Annotated in this window: 18 protein-coding genes and 1 tRNA gene; 12 read left to right on the top strand and 7 right to left on the bottom strand. The window is 66.2% G+C overall.

Features of this window, described 5'->3' with window-relative positions; genetic code table 11:
• Nucleotides 1–71 precede the first annotated feature (71 nt).
• The 4 genes from D6M19_RS30765 to D6M19_RS30750 are packed head-to-tail and all read left to right on the top strand — an operon-like array spanning nt 72 to nt 2,626.
• The gene (locus D6M19_RS30765; protein WP_123029083.1) at nt 72–485 is read left to right on the top strand and encodes an EVE domain-containing protein; all 414 of its coding nucleotides are present in this window, start codon (nt 72–74) and stop codon (nt 483–485) included.
• 15 nt (nt 486–500) lie between these two features.
• Nucleotides 501–1,478: a pirin family protein gene (locus D6M19_RS30760; protein WP_123029082.1), complete on the top strand. Its 978-nt coding sequence runs from the start codon at nt 501–503 to the stop codon at nt 1,476–1,478.
• Complete coding sequence (locus tag D6M19_RS30755; RefSeq protein WP_123029081.1) at nt 1,475–1,774, top strand: GNAT family N-acetyltransferase; 300 nt, start codon at nt 1,475–1,477, stop codon at nt 1,772–1,774. Before D6M19_RS30760 ends, D6M19_RS30755 begins: the two co-directional genes overlap by 4 nt.
• Nucleotides 1,775–1,807: 33 nt before the next feature.
• On the top strand, nt 1,808–2,626 hold the full coding sequence (locus D6M19_RS30750) for a thioesterase family protein (protein WP_123029122.1): 819 nt from the start codon (nt 1,808–1,810) through the stop codon (nt 2,624–2,626).
• Here D6M19_RS30750 and D6M19_RS30745 read toward each other — a convergent pair.
• Genes D6M19_RS30745 through D6M19_RS30735 form a run of 3 tightly spaced genes read right to left on the bottom strand, consistent with a single transcriptional unit; the run spans nt 2,623 to nt 5,873 of the window.
• Nucleotides 2,623–3,102 carry a nitroreductase family deazaflavin-dependent oxidoreductase gene (locus tag D6M19_RS30745; RefSeq protein WP_123029121.1) on the bottom strand — a complete coding sequence of 160 codons (480 nt, stop codon included), beginning with the start codon at nt 3,100–3,102 and terminating at the stop codon, nt 2,623–2,625. The two genes, D6M19_RS30750 and D6M19_RS30745, sit on opposite strands and share 4 nt — an antisense overlap.
• A 5-nt stretch (nt 3,103–3,107) precedes the next feature.
• On the bottom strand, nt 3,108–3,608 hold the full coding sequence (locus D6M19_RS30740; protein WP_123029080.1) for a pyridoxamine 5'-phosphate oxidase family protein: 501 nt from the start codon (nt 3,606–3,608) through the stop codon (nt 3,108–3,110).
• 12 nt (nt 3,609–3,620) lie between these two features.
• Nucleotides 3,621–5,873: a molybdopterin-dependent oxidoreductase gene (locus tag D6M19_RS30735; RefSeq protein WP_268812347.1), complete on the bottom strand. Its 2,253-nt coding sequence runs from the start codon at nt 5,871–5,873 to the stop codon at nt 3,621–3,623.
• A gap of 68 nt (nt 5,874–5,941) precedes the next feature.
• On the opposite strand from D6M19_RS30735, the gene D6M19_RS30730 reads away from it, so the two are divergent.
• Both D6M19_RS30730 and D6M19_RS30725 read left to right on the top strand, forming a co-directional pair.
• The gene (locus D6M19_RS30730) at nt 5,942–6,571 is read left to right on the top strand and encodes a TetR/AcrR family transcriptional regulator (protein ID WP_123029079.1); all 630 of its coding nucleotides are present in this window, start codon (nt 5,942–5,944) and stop codon (nt 6,569–6,571) included.
• Between the two features lie 106 nt (nt 6,572–6,677).
• Nucleotides 6,678–7,412: a hypothetical protein gene (locus tag D6M19_RS30725; protein ID WP_234835127.1), complete on the top strand. Its 735-nt coding sequence runs from the start codon at nt 6,678–6,680 to the stop codon at nt 7,410–7,412.
• Nucleotides 7,413–7,443: 31 nt separating this feature from the next.
• Here D6M19_RS30725 and D6M19_RS30720 read toward each other — a convergent pair whose 3' ends face one another.
• Nucleotides 7,444–7,779, bottom strand: a complete 336-nt coding sequence (locus D6M19_RS30720) for a nuclear transport factor 2 family protein (RefSeq protein WP_123029119.1) — start codon at nt 7,777–7,779, stop codon at nt 7,444–7,446.
• Nucleotides 7,780–7,952: 173 nt separating this feature from the next.
• Nucleotides 7,953–8,726 carry an SDR family oxidoreductase gene (locus D6M19_RS30715; RefSeq protein ID WP_123029118.1) on the bottom strand — a complete coding sequence of 258 codons (774 nt, stop codon included), beginning with the start codon at nt 8,724–8,726 and terminating at the stop codon, nt 7,953–7,955.
• Between the two features lie 165 nt (nt 8,727–8,891).
• Here D6M19_RS30715 and D6M19_RS30710 point away from each other — a divergent pair, with 165 nt between their 5' ends.
• Complete coding sequence (locus D6M19_RS30710; protein WP_234835126.1) at nt 8,892–9,686, top strand: helix-turn-helix domain-containing protein; 795 nt, start codon at nt 8,892–8,894, stop codon at nt 9,684–9,686.
• 28 nt (nt 9,687–9,714) lie between these two features.
• Here the strand turns inward: D6M19_RS30710 and D6M19_RS30705 are convergent, their stop codons facing one another.
• On the bottom strand, nt 9,715–10,074 hold the full coding sequence (locus tag D6M19_RS30705) for a helix-turn-helix domain-containing protein (RefSeq protein ID WP_164478777.1): 360 nt from the start codon (nt 10,072–10,074) through the stop codon (nt 9,715–9,717).
• Between the two features lie 203 nt (nt 10,075–10,277).
• Between D6M19_RS30705 and D6M19_RS30700 the strand changes: the two genes are divergently transcribed.
• The gene (locus tag D6M19_RS30700; protein WP_123029075.1) at nt 10,278–10,985 is read left to right on the top strand and encodes a GAF and ANTAR domain-containing protein; all 708 of its coding nucleotides are present in this window, start codon (nt 10,278–10,280) and stop codon (nt 10,983–10,985) included.
• Nucleotides 10,985–11,797 (top strand): GAF and ANTAR domain-containing protein, encoded by an 813-nt coding sequence (locus D6M19_RS30695; protein ID WP_123029074.1) that lies wholly within the window; start codon nt 10,985–10,987, stop codon nt 11,795–11,797. The genes D6M19_RS30700 and D6M19_RS30695 overlap by 1 nt, the downstream gene beginning before the upstream one ends.
• 67 nt (nt 11,798–11,864) lie before the next feature.
• On the opposite strand, the gene D6M19_RS30690 is transcribed toward D6M19_RS30695, so the two are convergent.
• A tRNA-Leu gene (locus tag D6M19_RS30690) sits at nt 11,865–11,947 on the bottom strand.
• 225 nt (nt 11,948–12,172) lie between these two features.
• Between D6M19_RS30690 and D6M19_RS30685 the strand changes: the two genes are divergently transcribed.
• From D6M19_RS30685 to D6M19_RS30675, 3 genes are all read left to right on the top strand, one after another.
• Nucleotides 12,173–13,627 (top strand): FHA domain-containing protein, encoded by a 1,455-nt coding sequence (locus D6M19_RS30685; RefSeq protein ID WP_123029073.1) that lies wholly within the window; start codon nt 12,173–12,175, stop codon nt 13,625–13,627.
• Nucleotides 13,628–13,736: 109 nt separating this feature from the next.
• On the top strand, nt 13,737–14,204 hold the full coding sequence (locus tag D6M19_RS30680) for an FHA domain-containing protein FhaB/FipA (RefSeq protein WP_123029072.1): 468 nt from the start codon (nt 13,737–13,739) through the stop codon (nt 14,202–14,204).
• A gap of 22 nt (nt 14,205–14,226) precedes the next feature.
• Nucleotides 14,227–15,502: PP2C family protein-serine/threonine phosphatase (locus tag D6M19_RS30675; protein WP_164478776.1), on the top strand; the 1,276-nt coding region annotated here is incomplete at its 3' end.

Below are 15,502 nucleotides of genomic sequence, written 5' to 3'. Positions count from 1 at the left end.
CAGGGCCGAGTTATCCACAGGCCGGCTATCGAACGGCCCGGGTTGTCGGGCCCGCGACTTAGCGTGCGGTCATGACGAACTGGATCAATACGGTCAGCCGCGACCACGTCGAACGCGGTGTCCGCGGCCGTTTCACACAGGCGAACCACGGTAAGCCGAACATGTTGCGCAAGATGGTGCGGGGCGACTGGATCGTCTTCTACTCGCCGCGCACCGTCCACCCCGACGGCGACCCGTTGCAGGCCTTCACCGCCATCGGGCAGGTCGCCGACGACGAGCCCTATCAGGCGGCGGCGTCCGACGACGTCGGACCGTGGCGGCGCAACGTCGACTTCCTGTTCTGTGCCGAGACGCCGATCAAGCCCCTGATCGAGCAGCTCGACTTCATCGAGGACAAGAAGCGCTGGGGATACAAGTTTCGGTTCGGGGTCTTTCGGATCGACGACCACGACCTCGACGTGATCCGCTCGGCGATGACGGGATAGCGTTACTGTGACAAGGTGAGCAATACCGACATCGCCCCGGCCGAAGTGGCTTGCGCGGCATCGGCATTCACCGGTCTGCTGCATCCAAGAGAAGTCCCGTTGGGTGGCCCACGCGCCATCCGCGTGCGGCGCACCTTGCCGCAGCGGGAGCGGTCGCTGGTCGGGGCGTGGTGTTTCGCTGACCACTACGGGCCACATGACGTCCGCGATGGCGTCGGTATGGACGTGCCGCCACACCCGCACACCGGGCTGCAGACCGTCAGCTGGCTGTTCCAGGGTGAGGTCACCCATCGCGACAGCGCCGGCGTGCATGCCATGGTGCGGCCGGGTGAACTGAACCTGATGACGGCGGGGGCGGGCATCTGTCATTCGGAGGTCTCCACCGCCGCGACGACGGTCCTGCACGGGGTGCAGCTGTGGGTGGCGCTACCCGACGCCGATCGCGACACCGGCCGCGACTTCGCGCACTACGCGCCGCAACCCGTCGCCGTGCCGGGTGCCGTGCTGCGCGTGTTCCTCGGCGAACTGGCGGGTAGCCGGTCGCCCGTGCACACGTTCACGCCGCTGCTCGGCGCGCAGGTCGACCTCGAACCCGGCGCACGGGTTGACCTCGACATAGACCCGTCCTTCGAACACGGCGTGCTGCTCGACCAGGGCGGCCTCGAGACAGCCGGCACAACGCTCGATGTCGCCGACCTCGCGTTCCAGGGGATCGGCTGCAATGTCCTGTCGCTGCACAATCCGGGTGACGCGTCGACCCGCGCGATTCTGCTTGGTGGCCCGCCGTTCGGCGAGGAGCTGGTGATGTGGTGGAACTTCGTCGGCCGCAGGCACGACGACATCGCCGAGTACCGCCGGCTGTGGCAGGCGCGCGACGCCCGGTTCGGCGCCGTCGACGGCTACCGCGGCGCCGTCGACCGGCTACCCGCACCACCGCTTCCGAACGCCACGCTGCGCCCCCGGCCGAACCCGAACTCAGAAAGGATCACATGAGCCCGACAGACAAGACCGGCGCACCCACCGCCGTCACCGCCGAACCGGATCGCTTCACGATCGCCGTCGAGGGAAAGACGGTCGGCAGGGCCGAGTACCTCGATCGCGGCGAGAAGCGGGTCTTCACCCACACCGAGGTCGACAAGAACTACGAAGGACGCGGCCTGGCAACGATTCTCATCGGCGAGGCACTACAGAACACCCGAGACGCCGGCCTACGGATCAAGGCCACGTGCCCGATGGTCGCCGCCTACCTCCAGAAGCACGACGAATACTCCGACATCGTCGACGATTAAGGCTGACGATTAGGCCAGCTATCGTCTGTGGCGATGACGAATCATGGCCAGGCGTTCTTCAACGTCGACGGTGACGTGCTGGTGCCGACCCCGCTCGCGCGGGGGCCGTGGGGTTCGACGATCAGCGGTACCTACATCGGCGGCCTGCTCGGGCGGGCCATCGAACGCGCGGGCGGCGACCCCGAATTGCAGCCCGCGCGGCTGACCGTCGATCTGCTGCGGCCGGTCGCGCTTGCCGACCCGGTGCGGGTGGACACCAACGTCGAACGGGAGGGCAGACGAATTCGGCTGGTGGACGCGACGATGCGACAGAACGACACCGTCGTCGCCCGGGCCAGCGGGTTGTTCCTGCGCCGCGGCGAACAACCTCCCGACTCGGCGTGGACGATGCCGATCGAGATGCCGCCGCCGCCCGGTCAGCCGGTCGATCTGTCGGGTGACTTCACCATGGAACTGTGGGCCTACAGCACCAACTCGGAGTTGACCGCACCTAGCAACGATCTCAGCGAGTGGCGCCACGGCGGGCAGAAATTCGCGTGGGTGCGCGACGTCATCCCGCTGGTCAGCGGCGAGTCCATTACTCCGTTCGTCCGCGCGGCCATGGCCGGCGACGTGACAAGCTCGCTAACCCATTCCAGCGCAAGCGGTTTGAACTACATCAACGCCGACTACACGCTCACCCTGAGTCGGCTACCCGACGGTGAGTACATCGGTCTGGCGGGGCTGACGCACCACAGCCACGCAGGAGTGGCCACCGGAACGGCGACGATGTTCGATCACCTCGGCGCGATCGGCACCGGTGTGGCCACGGGTCTGGCCAACCCCGGCTTTCGACCGCCCAGCCGCCGTTAGCGCGGCTTCAGGATAAAGACCGGGATGTCGCGGTCGGTCCACGATTTGTAGGCATCGAAATCGGCGTAGGCCTCGACCAGTTTCGGCCAGAGCCGCTCCTTCTCCTGCGGGCTCGCGACCACCGCGTGCACCGCCCGCCGGTCGCGCCCGATCTCGATGTGCACATCAGGATCGGCGACCAGGTTGTGGTACCACTGCGGGTTCTCGTCGCGACCGCCCATCGACGCCACGATGATCACGTCATCGCCGTCATTGATGTAGACCAGCGGCGAGGCGAACAGCTTGCCGGACTTGCGGCCCTTGTGTTCGAGCAGCAGCGTCGGCACCGGTTTCTTGGCTCCCGCGCCGACGCGCCAGTTGCCGCCGATCTTGCCGCCGCTTTTGCGGTACACCCAGGCGTGCGCGCGACCCGCGTAGCGCATCACCGTCTTCACGAACGGCGCGTTCAGTTGCTTGGGCTTCTTGTCTGCGTCCATTGCCATCAACCTAGGTACTGGGCGGTGCTGCCGCCGATCGGCATCGGATCCATACCGAGCTTGCGGTGATCCCAGCTACGCAACCGGCCGGGCACCACCCGCACACAGATCCGGTTGTGCATCATCGCGTCGACGAACGGACGCATCTCGTCGGTGTAGGGGCCGGTGTAGCGCTCCCAGACGCTTTTCCCAACACGCAGATTGGTTTCCGGGTCGTCGATTATCTCGGCGCGCCCGTCAATGGAGACCCCGCGCAGGGTGTCGTAGCTCTGGCCGTCCTCGATCATCACCGTGATGGTCGGATCGCGGCGCAGGTTGACCGCCTTCTGCGATTTCGCCTTGGTCTCGAACCAGATCTCGCCGTCGACGACGGCGTACCACATCGCGACCAGGTGCGGCCGGCCGTCCGGCAGCACGGTGGCCATCGTCGCCGTGCGACTTCGCTCGATGAATTCGACGATTTCCCCGTCGGACATGACGATTTTCGACCGCTCGTTCTTACCCACGATCGAATACTTTCAGGTCCGCACCGGGTTGACCGTCACCGGGATGCCGTTGAGCGCCCCGTTGCCGGATGGTTCGTCGATGAACGTCGGCGGCGACAGCACATTCGTGTTGACCCCGGGCGAGCCGTTCGCGACGGCCATCCGGGTGCCTTCCTTGCCGTGGCCCCAGCCGTGCGGCATCGACACCACGCCGGGCATGATCGCGTCGGTCACCTCGACCGGCACGTCGATGTGGCCGCCCGACGACGTGACCGTGACCAGGTCGCCGGTCTGCACCTCGCGACGCTTGGCGTCGTCGTCGTGCATCAGCAGGGTGCAGCGGTCCTTGCCCTTCATCAGCGGCCCCACATTGTGCAGCCACGAGTTGTTGGACCGCAGATGGCGTCGGCTCACCAGAACCAGTTCGTCGGCCGGCCGCTCGAGGCGCGCGGCCAGCCGGGGCAGGTCGTCGAGCAGGTACTGCGGTGCCAGCCGGATCTTGCCGTCGGATGTGCCGAGCACATCGGGCACCTGCGGGATCATCGGGCCGAAGTTGATGCCGTTGGGGTTTGCCTTCAACTTCTCGAGGGTCACCCCGTCGGGGTACTTCCCGTACTGGTCACCGAACGGCCCGGTGCGCAGCGTGAAGTCGAGGATCCGCTCGGGTCCGCCGAGCTTGTAGAGGTTGCGGATCTCGGCACCATCGAGTCCCTTTGTGTAGGCCATGTAGTCGAAGAAGCCGTCGTCGATCGCGGCGACATCGACGTCTTCGGCGGGCACGCCGGTGCACAGGCCGGTCAGCCGGATCAGGATCTCCCACTCCTGCGGTGCGTCGCGATCCGGTCGGGCGAAGACCGGCGCCGAGTAGTTGGCGATGCTGTTGATCGCGAAGTTGAGGATCAGGTCGTCGTGATGTGGCTGCTCCAGCGGCGACGATCCCGGCAGGATCACATCGGCGTGCCGGGTGGTTTCGTTGAGCCACAGGTCGACGGCGATCATCGCATCCAGTGTCGGCAGCACCTCGTCGAGCTTGTGGCCTGCCGGGGTGGACAGCACCGGGTTTCCCGCGACGGTGATCAGCGCCCGGATCTGACCTTCGCCCGGGGTGGCGATCTCCTCGGCGAGACACGACACCGGCACCTGGCCCAGCACTTCCTTGGCGCCGCGGACACGGGTGCGGAAGCGCCCGAACTCCGGGGCGCCGTCCTCGAGCCCGGGTATCGGCTGCACCGTGACCGACCACGCGGCTGCCCGGGGGAACATGGCACCGCCCTCGACGTCGAAGTGGCCGGACAGGATGTTGACGACGTCGACGAGCCAGCTGGCCAGGCTGCCGAATTCCTGGTTGCAGGTGCCGATCCGGCCGTAGACGACCGCGCGCGGCGTGGCGGCGAGTTCACGCGCCAGTTCGCGGATGCGCTCGGAGTCGATGCTGGTGGCGGCCGCGACCCGTTCAGGTGGCCAGTCGGCGGCCACTTCGCGCAGCCGGTCCAGGCCGTCGACGTGCAGCGCGAGATTCCCGAGGTCGACGAGGTTCTCGGCGAACAGCGTGTGGGCGACGGCCAACAGCAGAGCGGCATCGGTGCCTGGCGTGATCGGCAGCCACTCGTCGGCCCGCGCCGCGGTCGCGGTGCGCACCGGGTCGATCACAATCACCTTGCCGCGCTTGCGGATTCCATCGATGATGCCCATCACGTCGGGCGCGGCGAGCAACGACCCCTGCGATGCGGCCGGGTTGGCGCCCATCACGACGAGCAGGTCGGTGCGTTCGATGTCGGGCACGGGGAAGCTCCACCAGCCGCCGTACATCAGATGCGACGACAGGTTCTTGGGCCACTGGTCGACGGTGCCGGGCGAGTAGCTGAGCGGGATGCCCGACATCCCGAGCAGCACACCGGTGTAGCGGCCGAGCGAGAACGAGTGCGCCAGCGGGTTGCCGGTGTAGCACGTCACCGCGCCGATGCCGTGCTCGGAGATGACAGGGGCGAGCAGTTCGGTGCAGCGCCGGAAGGCGACGTCCCAGCTGACCTCCTGCCATTGGCCGTCGACCTTGATCATCGGCCGCCGGATCCGGTCGGGATCCTCGTGCAGGGCGCCAAGCGTCGCACCCCTGGGACAGATATGCCCACGGCTCCAGGTGTCGTCGCGGTTGCCGCGGATCGCGGCGACCTTGCCGCCCTTGACCTGAATCTCCAAGCCGCACATGGCTTCACACAGCGGGCAGGTATATAGGTGCCGGCCGTCTTCACCGGTCGCGGCCACCGGCTTGGTCATTCCCGCGGTCATCGCCACCTCCATTGGACCTTTGTTGTGACACACTGTATCGACAACCTGCCGACGGGAGAAGCGGAATCGTGAACGGGGGCACGGCGCCTTCGCGGCACCGGCGACAGGGATCGCGCCGCGATCCGGCGATCGACGAGGCGGTGCTTGCCGCGACTCGGGCGCTGCTGGTCGAGCGCGGCTACTCGGCGACGACCATCGACCTGATCGCTGCCACCGCGGGCGTGAGCAGGCCCGCCGTCTACCGCCGGTGGAAATCGAAGGCCCAGCTGGTGCACGAAGCCGTCTTCCCCGACCTCGGCCAGGAACCGCCCCAGGACGACTTCGTCGCCGAGATCTCCCGCCTCTGCGCAGGCGCCGTCCAGATGTACCGCGATCCGGCTGTGCGCGAGGCGATTCCGGGTCTGATGGTCGACCTTCGGTCGGACCGAGGGCTGCGCCGGATGATCAGCGATCGCCTGGAGGCGGCCGCCCGCAGTCAGCTCGCGGGCAGGGTTGACGATGCGGCCGCTGCGGGGGTGGCGCGACGCGGGATCAGCGCCGACATCCTGATGGACATGATCGCCGGCGGCGCCTGGTATGCGGTGTGCGTGCGGCACGTGACCAACACCGATCGCGCGGCCAGGGAGTTGACCGATCTCGTTTTGCACGGTGTGCTGAGCGGGTCGCCCGCGGACGAGAGGAGCACCCAAAGTTCTTAAAGACATTCGCGAACTGACCAACGACCCGGAGGCGTACGCGGCCGAACTCCGCAGGCGCTGGGGTGGGCTGCTGAGCTACCGCTACATCGGCCGCTTTCACGCATCGATGGACAACGGGGTCGCCGACGAAACCGTCACGATGCGCCGCGACATGCGCAATCCGAGCGGCGGCCTGCTGCTCGCCGTACTCGGCATCGCATCGCCGGACAGCGGCGGTGTCTCCGATCTGGAGGCGGTTCCCAACCCCGTCATCTGGTCCTGTCAGGTGCTCGACCCCGGACGCGATATCAAGCGCTTCGAGGTCAGAACCGAGGTGCTCAAGCAGGGACGGCAGATGGCCTACAGCCGATCGACGATCGTCGACGCCGACAAACCGAGCCGGGTCCTAGCGCTCACCGAAGGTCAGGGCGTCAGCATCGGCGTTCCCCCCGAAGGGTTAACGAAGATGGAGCACGTCCCCCTCGAGGTGGTCGACTCCCCCGACCTGCCGCCGCTGTGGCAGGCCTTCGGCGGAGCCTGCAGACCCGACGGCCACTGGGTGCTGCCGGAGCTGTCGGCGGAGGTGGCCTCGCCCGACGCAGCGCTTCACATCGGGCCGCAGTTCGTCATCCTCGAAACCGCCGCATTCGATGTGGCCTGCGGCGCGGCGGGAACCGATCAACTGCAGGGCATGTCGGCGCACGTGATGTTCCTCGCCCGCGGGAAGGTCGGACCGTTCCGTGTCGAGGCACAGCCGCTTGTCGGCGCCGACGGCGCCATCGCCGTACGCGCCCTGCTGCACGACGAGGGCAACGGTGACAAGGCGATCACCGCGGGGTCTTACGTCTTTCAACACGCATAGAGCACTACAGCTGCTCGGCGAACTCGTTGCGTCAGGCGGTGATTCGCATCTCGGTGACGCGGTCGTCGGCGATGCGGAAGGTGAAGGTGCTCGGTCCGTTGAACCCGTCGCCGCCGACCTGAGCGATCACGATGACTTCGGCATCGTCGGTGTAATAGAAGTGAACGACCTTGAGCGTGACGCGCTTTCCGATGAACTCGCTATCGCTCCACCGTTGGATTTCCCGAGGGCCGTTGAACCTGCGTCCCCAGTCGTCCACGATCCCGACGTAGGGGGTGAACGCGTCCAGGAAGGCCTCGGTGTCACCCAGGTTGGCGGCGTCGATCAGCGTGCGTACCGCTGGGTGCAGCACAGGGGGCATGGTCATCTTTCGTTTCAGGGACAGCCGGGTCGCGACGACGACAGGACGTGTATCGAGTCGGTCCCGGTTGGGTCGACGACCGTGCTGGCGCTGCGGCCCCACCATGAGGCGATCAGCTCGCCGCGCTCAACGCAGCGATGTGTCCCGCCTGCGTGCCGCCGTCAACAGAGGCGTTGTCACTATCGGGTGGTGTAGCCGCCGTTGGCGAGGATGGTCTGGCCCGTGATCCACCAGCCGTCACTGACCAGGAACCGCACCAGCGGAACGATATCCTTCGGATCGGTCAGCCCGGTCGCGGTGAACTTCGATAGATCGGCTGCGTTCTGATTGTATTCGGCCGAATCTTTCGTTTCCTGCCCGTAGAAGAACGGCGTTTCCATCGGCCCCGGCGCTACCGCGGTGACGGAAATACCCCGTTCGCCAAACTCTTTGGACGCCGCACGGGTGAAGTGCTCGACCGGTGCCTTGGAGCCGGCGTAGATCGAGTACAAGCCGGTGAACGCCGACAGCAGCGATGTCACCAAAGTGACGATCTTGCCCCGATCCGACAGCTTTTCGCCGGCTTGCTGAATAAAGAACAGCGCGGTCTTGGCGTTGACCGCGAAGATCTTGTCGTAGTCCTCTTCGGTGATCTCCCGAAGGGGTTTCTTGATCACCATCCCCGTGGTGTTGATAGCGATGTCGATCGGTCCGATCGCTTCCTTGGCGTCGTCGAACAACTTGCTCACCGCCGCTGCACTGGTCAAATCGGCCTGAAGCAGATGTACGGCCGCCCCCGCCGCCGAGACGGCGGACGCGGTTTCTTCGGCAGCCGAGCGGGTGGCCTCGCTGTTGTAATGCACCGCGACTGCTCGCGCACCTTGCGCCGCGAGGTCGCGAGAGATCAGTCCGCCCAGGTTCTTCGCCCCACCGGCGATGAGAACGTTCTTGCCTGTGATGGTGTTGTCAGCCACCATTCCTCCTCCGTGAGTTTGCGGCGGGAACAGTATCGTGAGCTACTTCTGTACACCTTCGAAAAAGTCGCCACTTGCGAAAAGCACGTACGGAGGGCAAGCGACATGCAGGTATGGGACGGCCGGCGCCCGCGCAGTGACCGCGCCGTTGTGTCTGAGCGAGGAATGAGCCTGCAAGGTCTGGACTTCCGCTTCGTTGCGGAGACGGTTACTGCTCCGACCGACTGGTGCTTCCAGGAACCACATCATGTATTCGTCGTGCACCGCCGTGGCGACCTCAAGTCGATGGAGATCGACTTCGAGAGCGGCCCGTCGGGCCGATGTCTCCCGCGAATCGGCGACGTATGGGTGATTCCCGCCGAGCACCGTTACGCGGCGCTGGCGCAGGGTGCCATGGTCGGATTCTGCGAGATCATCGTGCCCACAACCAAACTCGGCGAACAAGACTTGCTGCCACGGGTGGGCTACCAGGACACACTGCTGCATCGTCTCGTCGAGCGTCTTGCAGGCCAGGCAAACCAGGACGGTGCGGCAGCGACGTTATTTCGACAATCACTTGCAGAGACCCTGCAATTTCACATCGCCGACCAGTACGGGGCGCAGCCCAAGCCACAACACCTTGGCGGCAGTGGGCGCCAACTCGATCGACTCAACCAACAGGTAGTGATCGATTACCTGGAGACCGAGTTGGACAGCCGAATCGACCTCGACGTGCTGGCGCAGGCCGTCGGGATGAGCACCAGCAGTTTCCTGTCCGCCTTCTCGGCGGCCTTCGGGACGACTCCCCACCAATACTTGATCGAACAGCGCATCCGACGGGCCAAGACCCTGCTTACCGGTACGACGGCCAGCGTGACCGAGATCAGCGCGGCTGTCGGATTCTCCACCCCAAGCCATTTCGCCACCACCTTCAAGCAGCGAGTCGGCGTCAGCCCGACCACCTATCGCAACTCCGTGTGACAGAGCTGAGTTGTCCCGGTTTCGCCGGTCAGTCGTCGCTCTTCTGCACTTCTGCTGCCGATCGCCTCTTGACCTCGCCGAGCAATGCGTTCATCTCGCTGAGCAATGCATCGAGCGACCTCTCGGTGAAGTCCCTGGTGAGAGGGCTTGGTTCCACCCCGACCAGCTCGCTGCTGGACAGGTAACCGGCCGCCACCAGCGCTTCGACGGGCGAATGTCGGTAGGCGCGCGCCAGGGCGACCGCGGCTTCGGCGCCGGGGGAATGGGAACCGCGTTGCCAACGGGAGATACTGGACTGATCGATACCGGTGGCGGCGGCGATGTCTTTCTGTGACGCATTGCCGGTCACCGCCGCGACATACCGCCACCATGTCGAGTCTCCGGCCACCAGACCACGGTATTACACGCCGACCTCGGCGGCATATCAGTGAGATGGGCGGTCTGACAACCGCAAAAAGGCGATCTCGAGTGGGGCAAGCCGGCTCAACTGACCCCGCCGGCGACACAAAGGGCGCAAAGTGAGGCGATGACGGCGCCTCTTGCCCATTGTGGGCCCGCCTCCACCCGGGGCCGGCGGGTTGCACGGCTAACGTGACCGCGCTCGAGGAGCTACTCGCGGTCGTGGGCGATGCACGAGGCGCGCAGGCCGGTGATCGGCTGTGTGAGGCGTGCGTCGCACTGTTCGACGTCGACGCCGCCGCGATTTCACTCATCTTCGACGGCGTCGACATCGGCATCCTTGGCGCCAGCGGGACCACCGCGCGGGAACTGGACGAACTGCAATTCACCGTCGGCGAAGGGCCCTGCCTTGATGCCGTCGCCCACCGCATCCCCATCTTCGTCCTGGATCTGGCCGACCCCCGTGAGGTGTCGTGGCCCGCTTACCGCCCTGCGCTGCTTGCCCGTGAGATCCGCGGTGTTTACGCGCTGCCGATCGTGATCGCCGGGCAGTTTGTCGGCGCACTGGACCTGTTCCGGAATCTTCCCGGGCTGTTAGCGGCCGATGACCTGACCGGCGTGCTCGCCGCCGCCGACCTCGCCCAGCTGCCGTTCCTGGACTTTGTCGGTACCGACCTGGAGACCGCGCTCACCGATCCCGACAGCGACGCCTGGGCCGAACTGGACACCCTGTCCCGCACCGAGGTCAGCCAGGCCACCGGCGCCCTGGTTGCACAGCTCGAGGTGGCGCCTGCGGCCGCTCTGCTGCGGCTCCGCGCGCACGCCTACGTCACCGGTCGTAGCGCCACCGACATCGCCCTCGACATCCTTGCCCACCGACTCGAACTGGAGGCCGACTAATGGCTGAGCTCCCGCGTGAAACCCATGTCCTGGACGCGGTGGTTTCCCTGGTCGACACCCTCCTCGACGACTTCGACGTCGTTGACCTGCTCATCCAACTGACCGAGCAATGTGCTGCCCTCCTCGACATCGCATCGGCGGGGCTGCTGCTCGCCGACCCCCGCAGCCGGCTCCACCTGATGGCCGCAACCACCCGAAAGACCCGCGACCTGGAGTTGTTCCAGCTGCAGTCCCACGAAGGACCGTGCCTGGACAGCTACGCCAGCGGGCAACCGATCTCGGTGGTCGACCTGCAGTCCGAACACCAACGATGGCCACGGTTCGCGGCGGCCGCGACCGAAGCCGGCTTTGCCTCGATTCACGCGGTGCCCATTCGCGCGGCCAGCACGGTGCTGGGTGCCCTGGGCCTATTCGGGACAAACGTCGGAAAACTCAACAGCGCTGACCTGCTCGTCGGCCGAACCCTGGCCCACGTCGCCTGTGTCGCGATCCTGCAGGAACGGGCACCCACTGCTCAGACCGTCCTGTCCCCGCTACGGAACGCCTTGGTCAGCCGGATTGTCGTCGACCAGGCCACGGGATTTCTGCATGAGCATTTCGATCTGCCCCTCGACGAAGCATTCACGCTGCTCCGCCGTTACGCCCGAGATCACAACAAGCACCTGACCGACGTGTCCCGACAGCTGGTCACCGAACCCGACGCACGGCGCTTGCTTCTCCCTGAAATCGCAAGGGTGGCATCAGACCCCTCCCTGACGGATTCGCCGACTGCATCGGCGTCAAACCGAAAGGACACGGCCGAAGGGCTTTGACGAATCGGGGCAACCTGTCGCCGATCACGCGGGTCATGGGTAACCCATGACCCGACTCATCACATTGTGGGCGAAGGGGGACTTGAACCCCCACGTCCCGAAGGACACTGGCACCTGAAGCCAGCGCGTCTGCCATTCCGCCACTCGCCCCAACAACCGGGGGAGCCTATCAAATAAGCATCCCCGATCCCCAACCGTACCGATTCGGCCCAGAGGCCCGCCACCAGCACCTGGACGATTCTCAGAGTTCTGTTGGTCCCGCATCGGTGTGCGGTGCCGATACCATGCAATGTGACAGGTGTGGTTACACGACACGCGGGTGACCGGGCATCTGATCGGAAGTGACCGACGACGGCGAGTGAGGCAGGCGATTGGATGGGTCTTGTCGACCGCATCGAGCGCAAGCTTGAGTCGACCGTGGGCGACGCCTTCGCGCGGGTGTTCGGCGGATCGATTGTGCCGCAAGAGGTCGAGTCCATGCTGCACAAAGAAGCCGGCTCCGGTGTGCGGGAATTGGCGGGTGGCAGGATTTTGGCGCCGAACGAGTACGTCATTACCCTCAGCGTGGCCGACTTTCAGAAGGTGAGCGCTGACCCGGACCTGACATCGGCCACTTTTGCCCGGCACTTGGAGGGTTACATCCATGAGCAGGGGTGGCAAACGTATGGTGATGTGGTCGTTAGGTTCGAGCAGTCAGCGAACCTGCACACCGGACAATTTCGCGCTCGTGGTGCCGTCAACCCCGACTCCACCACCGGCGAACCCGCCCCAGTACAACCAGACCGCGCGTACACCGCAGAACCAGGAGTACAACCGATGACCGACAACCCGAATTACCGCGGAGGCCAGGGACAGGGGCGGCCCGACGACTATTACGACGACCGGTACGGGCGCCCCGAGGAGCGGGAAGGCGGCCAGGAGCCCCGCGGCCAGTACCCGCCGCCGGACCCGCGGGGCTATCCGCCCCAGCAGGGCGACCCCGGCTACGGCCAGCGGCCCGGCTACCCCGAACAGGGCGGCTACCCCGAGCAAGGTGGCTACCCCGACCAGGGCGGCTACCCACCGCAGCAGTACGAGCAGCGCCCGCCTGCCGGTTACGGCCCGCCGCCTGGTGGCGGCTACCCCGACCAGGGCGGCTACCGGCCTGCGCCAGGTGGCTACCCGCCGCCAGGTGCGCCCGCCGGCGATTACGGCGGCGACTACGGCCGTCCACCGTCAGCTCCGCCTGCGTCCCCACCGCGACCGGACGACTACGGCCGCCCGCCTGCCGGCTATCCCGACCAGGGCGGCTACCCCGAGCAGGGCGGCGGCTACCCTGACCAGGGTGGCGCCTATCAGGATCCGGGCTACGGCGGTCAGCAGTACGGCCGCCAGGAGTACGCCCAGCCCGACTACGGCCGCTACGGTGAGCCGCCTGCTGCCGGCGGCTACGCCGACCCGGGCTACGGCGAGCCCGCTCCCGGTGGGTACGACTACGGTCAACCCCCCGCTGCGCCTGCCGGAGGCTACGGCGGCTACGGGCAGGGTGACTATCCCGCCGGCGGTGCCAACATCACCCTTCAGCTCGACGACGGCAGCGGCCGGACCTATCAGCTGCGCGAGGGTGCCAACGTGATCGGACGCGGCCAGGACGCTCAGTTCCGGCTGCCAGACACCGGCGTCTCCCGTCGACATCTCGAGATCCGGTGGGACGGCCAGGTCGCGCTGTTGGCCGATCTCAACTCCACCAACGGCACCACCGTGAACAACGCGCCGGTGCAGGAGTGGCAGTTGGCCGACGGCGACGTGATACGACTCGGGCACTCCGAGATCATCGTCCGCGTCCACTGACGGGCACGGCCGGTCGCAGCACGGGGACAAGCTCTCTGCTTCCCCTTCACTCCGCTGGCTGTCCAAGTATCGTGACGTTGCCGAGGGGCGGGCACGGAGAGGACGTCAGATGCAGGGATTAGTGCTGCAGCTGACGCGCGTCGGATTCCTGTTGTTGCTCTGGCTCTTCATCTGGTCGGTGTTGCGGATCCTGCGCACCGACATCTACGCGCCGACCGGCGCGGTGATGGTCCGGCGCGGACTCGCGTTGCGCGGTTCGCTGCTGCCGTCGCGGCAGAAACGTCACACCGCCCGCACCCTCGTAGTGACCGACGGCGCGCTGTCGGGCACCCGCATCACACTCGGCGGGCAACCGGTGCTGATCGGCCGCGCCGACGACTCCACTCTGGTGCTGACCGACGATTATGCGTCGACGCGGCACGCCCGGCTGTCGCAACGGGGTTCGGAATGGTACGTCGAAGACCTAGGATCGACCAACGGCACATACCTTGACAGGGCGAAGGTGACTACGGCGGTACGTGTTCCATTAGGCACGCCGGTTCGAATCGGCAAAACGGTGATCGAGCTGCGCCCATGACCCCGCGCACGCGAGGAGCAATGTGACCCTCGTTCTTCGTTACGCGGCGCGCAGCGACCGCGGCCTGGTCCGGGCCAACAACGAGGACTCGGTATACGCGGGCGCGCGCCTGCTGGCGCTGGCCGACGGCATGGGCGGTCATGCGGCAGGCGAGGTGGCCTCCCAACTGGTGATCGCCGCGCTGGCGCATCTCGACGACGACGAGCCAGGTGGCGACCTGCTCTCCAAGCTCGACGGCGCGGTCAGGGAAGGTAACTCGGCGATCGCTGCACATGTCGAGGCCGATCCCGAACTCGAGGGCATGGGCACCACGCTCACCGCAATCCTGTTCGACGGCAACAGACTTGGACTGGTGCACATCGGTGACTCTCGCGGCTACATGCTGCGCGACGGTGAGCTGGCCCAGATCACCAAGGACGACACCTTCGTCCAGACGCTGGTCGACGAGGGCCGGATCACCGCGGAGGAGGCGCACAGCCACCCGCAACGGTCGCTGATCATGAGGGCGCTCACCGGGCACGAAGTCGAACCCACGCTGATCGTGCGCGAGGCCCGTGCCGGGGACCGTTACCTGCTGTGCTCTGACGGGCTGTCCGACCCGGTCAGCCATGACACGATCCTCGACGCCCTGCAGATACCGGATGTTGCCGAAAGCGCCGACCGGCTCATCGAACTCGCGCTGCGCGGCGGCGGACCCGACAACGTCACGGTGGTCGTCGCCGACGTCATCGACTACGACTACGGGCAGACCCAGCCGATCCTGGCGGGCGCGGTGTCAGGGGACGACGACCAGGTTGCCCCGCCAGATACCGCTGCGGGACGCGCTTCTGCCTTCAACCCCCGGCGTACCGAAGCCAAACGTGTTGTCGCGCAACCGGAAGAGATTCCTCGCCGCCCGCGCTCACGCCGCAAAATGCTGATCGCCGCGGCGTTGCTGATCCTCGTGGTGCTGGCCGGGCTGGCCGTCGGCAGGGAGATCGTCCGCAACAACTACTACGTCACCCAACACGACGGCACGGTGTCGATCATGCGCGGTGTTCAGGGTTCCTTTCTCGGATACCAGCTCCAGGAGCCTTACCTCCTTGGTTGTCTGAACGAACGAAATGACCTGTCGCTCATCAGCGCCGGGCAATCCAACGGCAACCTCAACTGCCGCATGCTCAATGTCAACGACATGCGCCCTTCGGAGCGGGCACAGATCATCGCCGGCCTGCCGTCGGGCAGCCTGGACAACGCCATCGGTCAGATCGAGGAGCTGGCGCGCAGCTCGGTACTCCCCTGTCTCTTATCCCCATCTT

This window comes from Mycolicibacterium stellerae (genome assembly GCF_003719305.1).
Lineage (GTDB): Bacteria > Actinomycetota > Actinomycetes > Mycobacteriales > Mycobacteriaceae > Mycobacterium > Mycobacterium stellerae.
This window is presented reverse-complemented; position numbering and strand designations above follow the sequence as displayed.

Bases quoted from the DNA above. Each gene is read 5' to 3' on its own strand.
- D6M19_RS30765 (WP_123029083.1), top strand. From the start codon at position 72: ATGACGAACTGGATCAATACGGTCAGCCGCGACCACGTCGAACGCGGT.
- D6M19_RS30755 (WP_123029081.1), top strand. From the start codon at position 1,475: ATGAGCCCGACAGACAAGACCGGCGCACCCACCGCCGTCACCGCCGAA.
- D6M19_RS30750 (WP_123029122.1), top strand. From the start codon at position 1,808: ATGACGAATCATGGCCAGGCGTTCTTCAACGTCGACGGTGACGTGCTG.
- D6M19_RS30745 (WP_123029121.1), bottom strand. From the start codon at position 3,102: ATGGACGCAGACAAGAAGCCCAAGCAACTGAACGCGCCGTTCGTGAAG.
- D6M19_RS30735 (WP_268812347.1), bottom strand. From the start codon at position 5,873: ATGACCGCGGGAATGACCAAGCCGGTGGCCGCGACCGGTGAAGACGGC.
- D6M19_RS30725 (WP_234835127.1), top strand. From the start codon at position 6,678: ATGGACAACGGGGTCGCCGACGAAACCGTCACGATGCGCCGCGACATG.
- D6M19_RS30720 (WP_123029119.1), bottom strand. From the start codon at position 7,779: ATGACCATGCCCCCTGTGCTGCACCCAGCGGTACGCACGCTGATCGAC.
- D6M19_RS30710 (WP_234835126.1), top strand. From the start codon at position 8,892: ATGAGCCTGCAAGGTCTGGACTTCCGCTTCGTTGCGGAGACGGTTACT.
- D6M19_RS30695 (WP_123029074.1), top strand. From the start codon at position 10,985: ATGGCTGAGCTCCCGCGTGAAACCCATGTCCTGGACGCGGTGGTTTCC.
- D6M19_RS30685 (WP_123029073.1), top strand. From the start codon at position 12,173: ATGGGTCTTGTCGACCGCATCGAGCGCAAGCTTGAGTCGACCGTGGGC.
- D6M19_RS30680 (WP_123029072.1), top strand. From the start codon at position 13,737: ATGCAGGGATTAGTGCTGCAGCTGACGCGCGTCGGATTCCTGTTGTTG.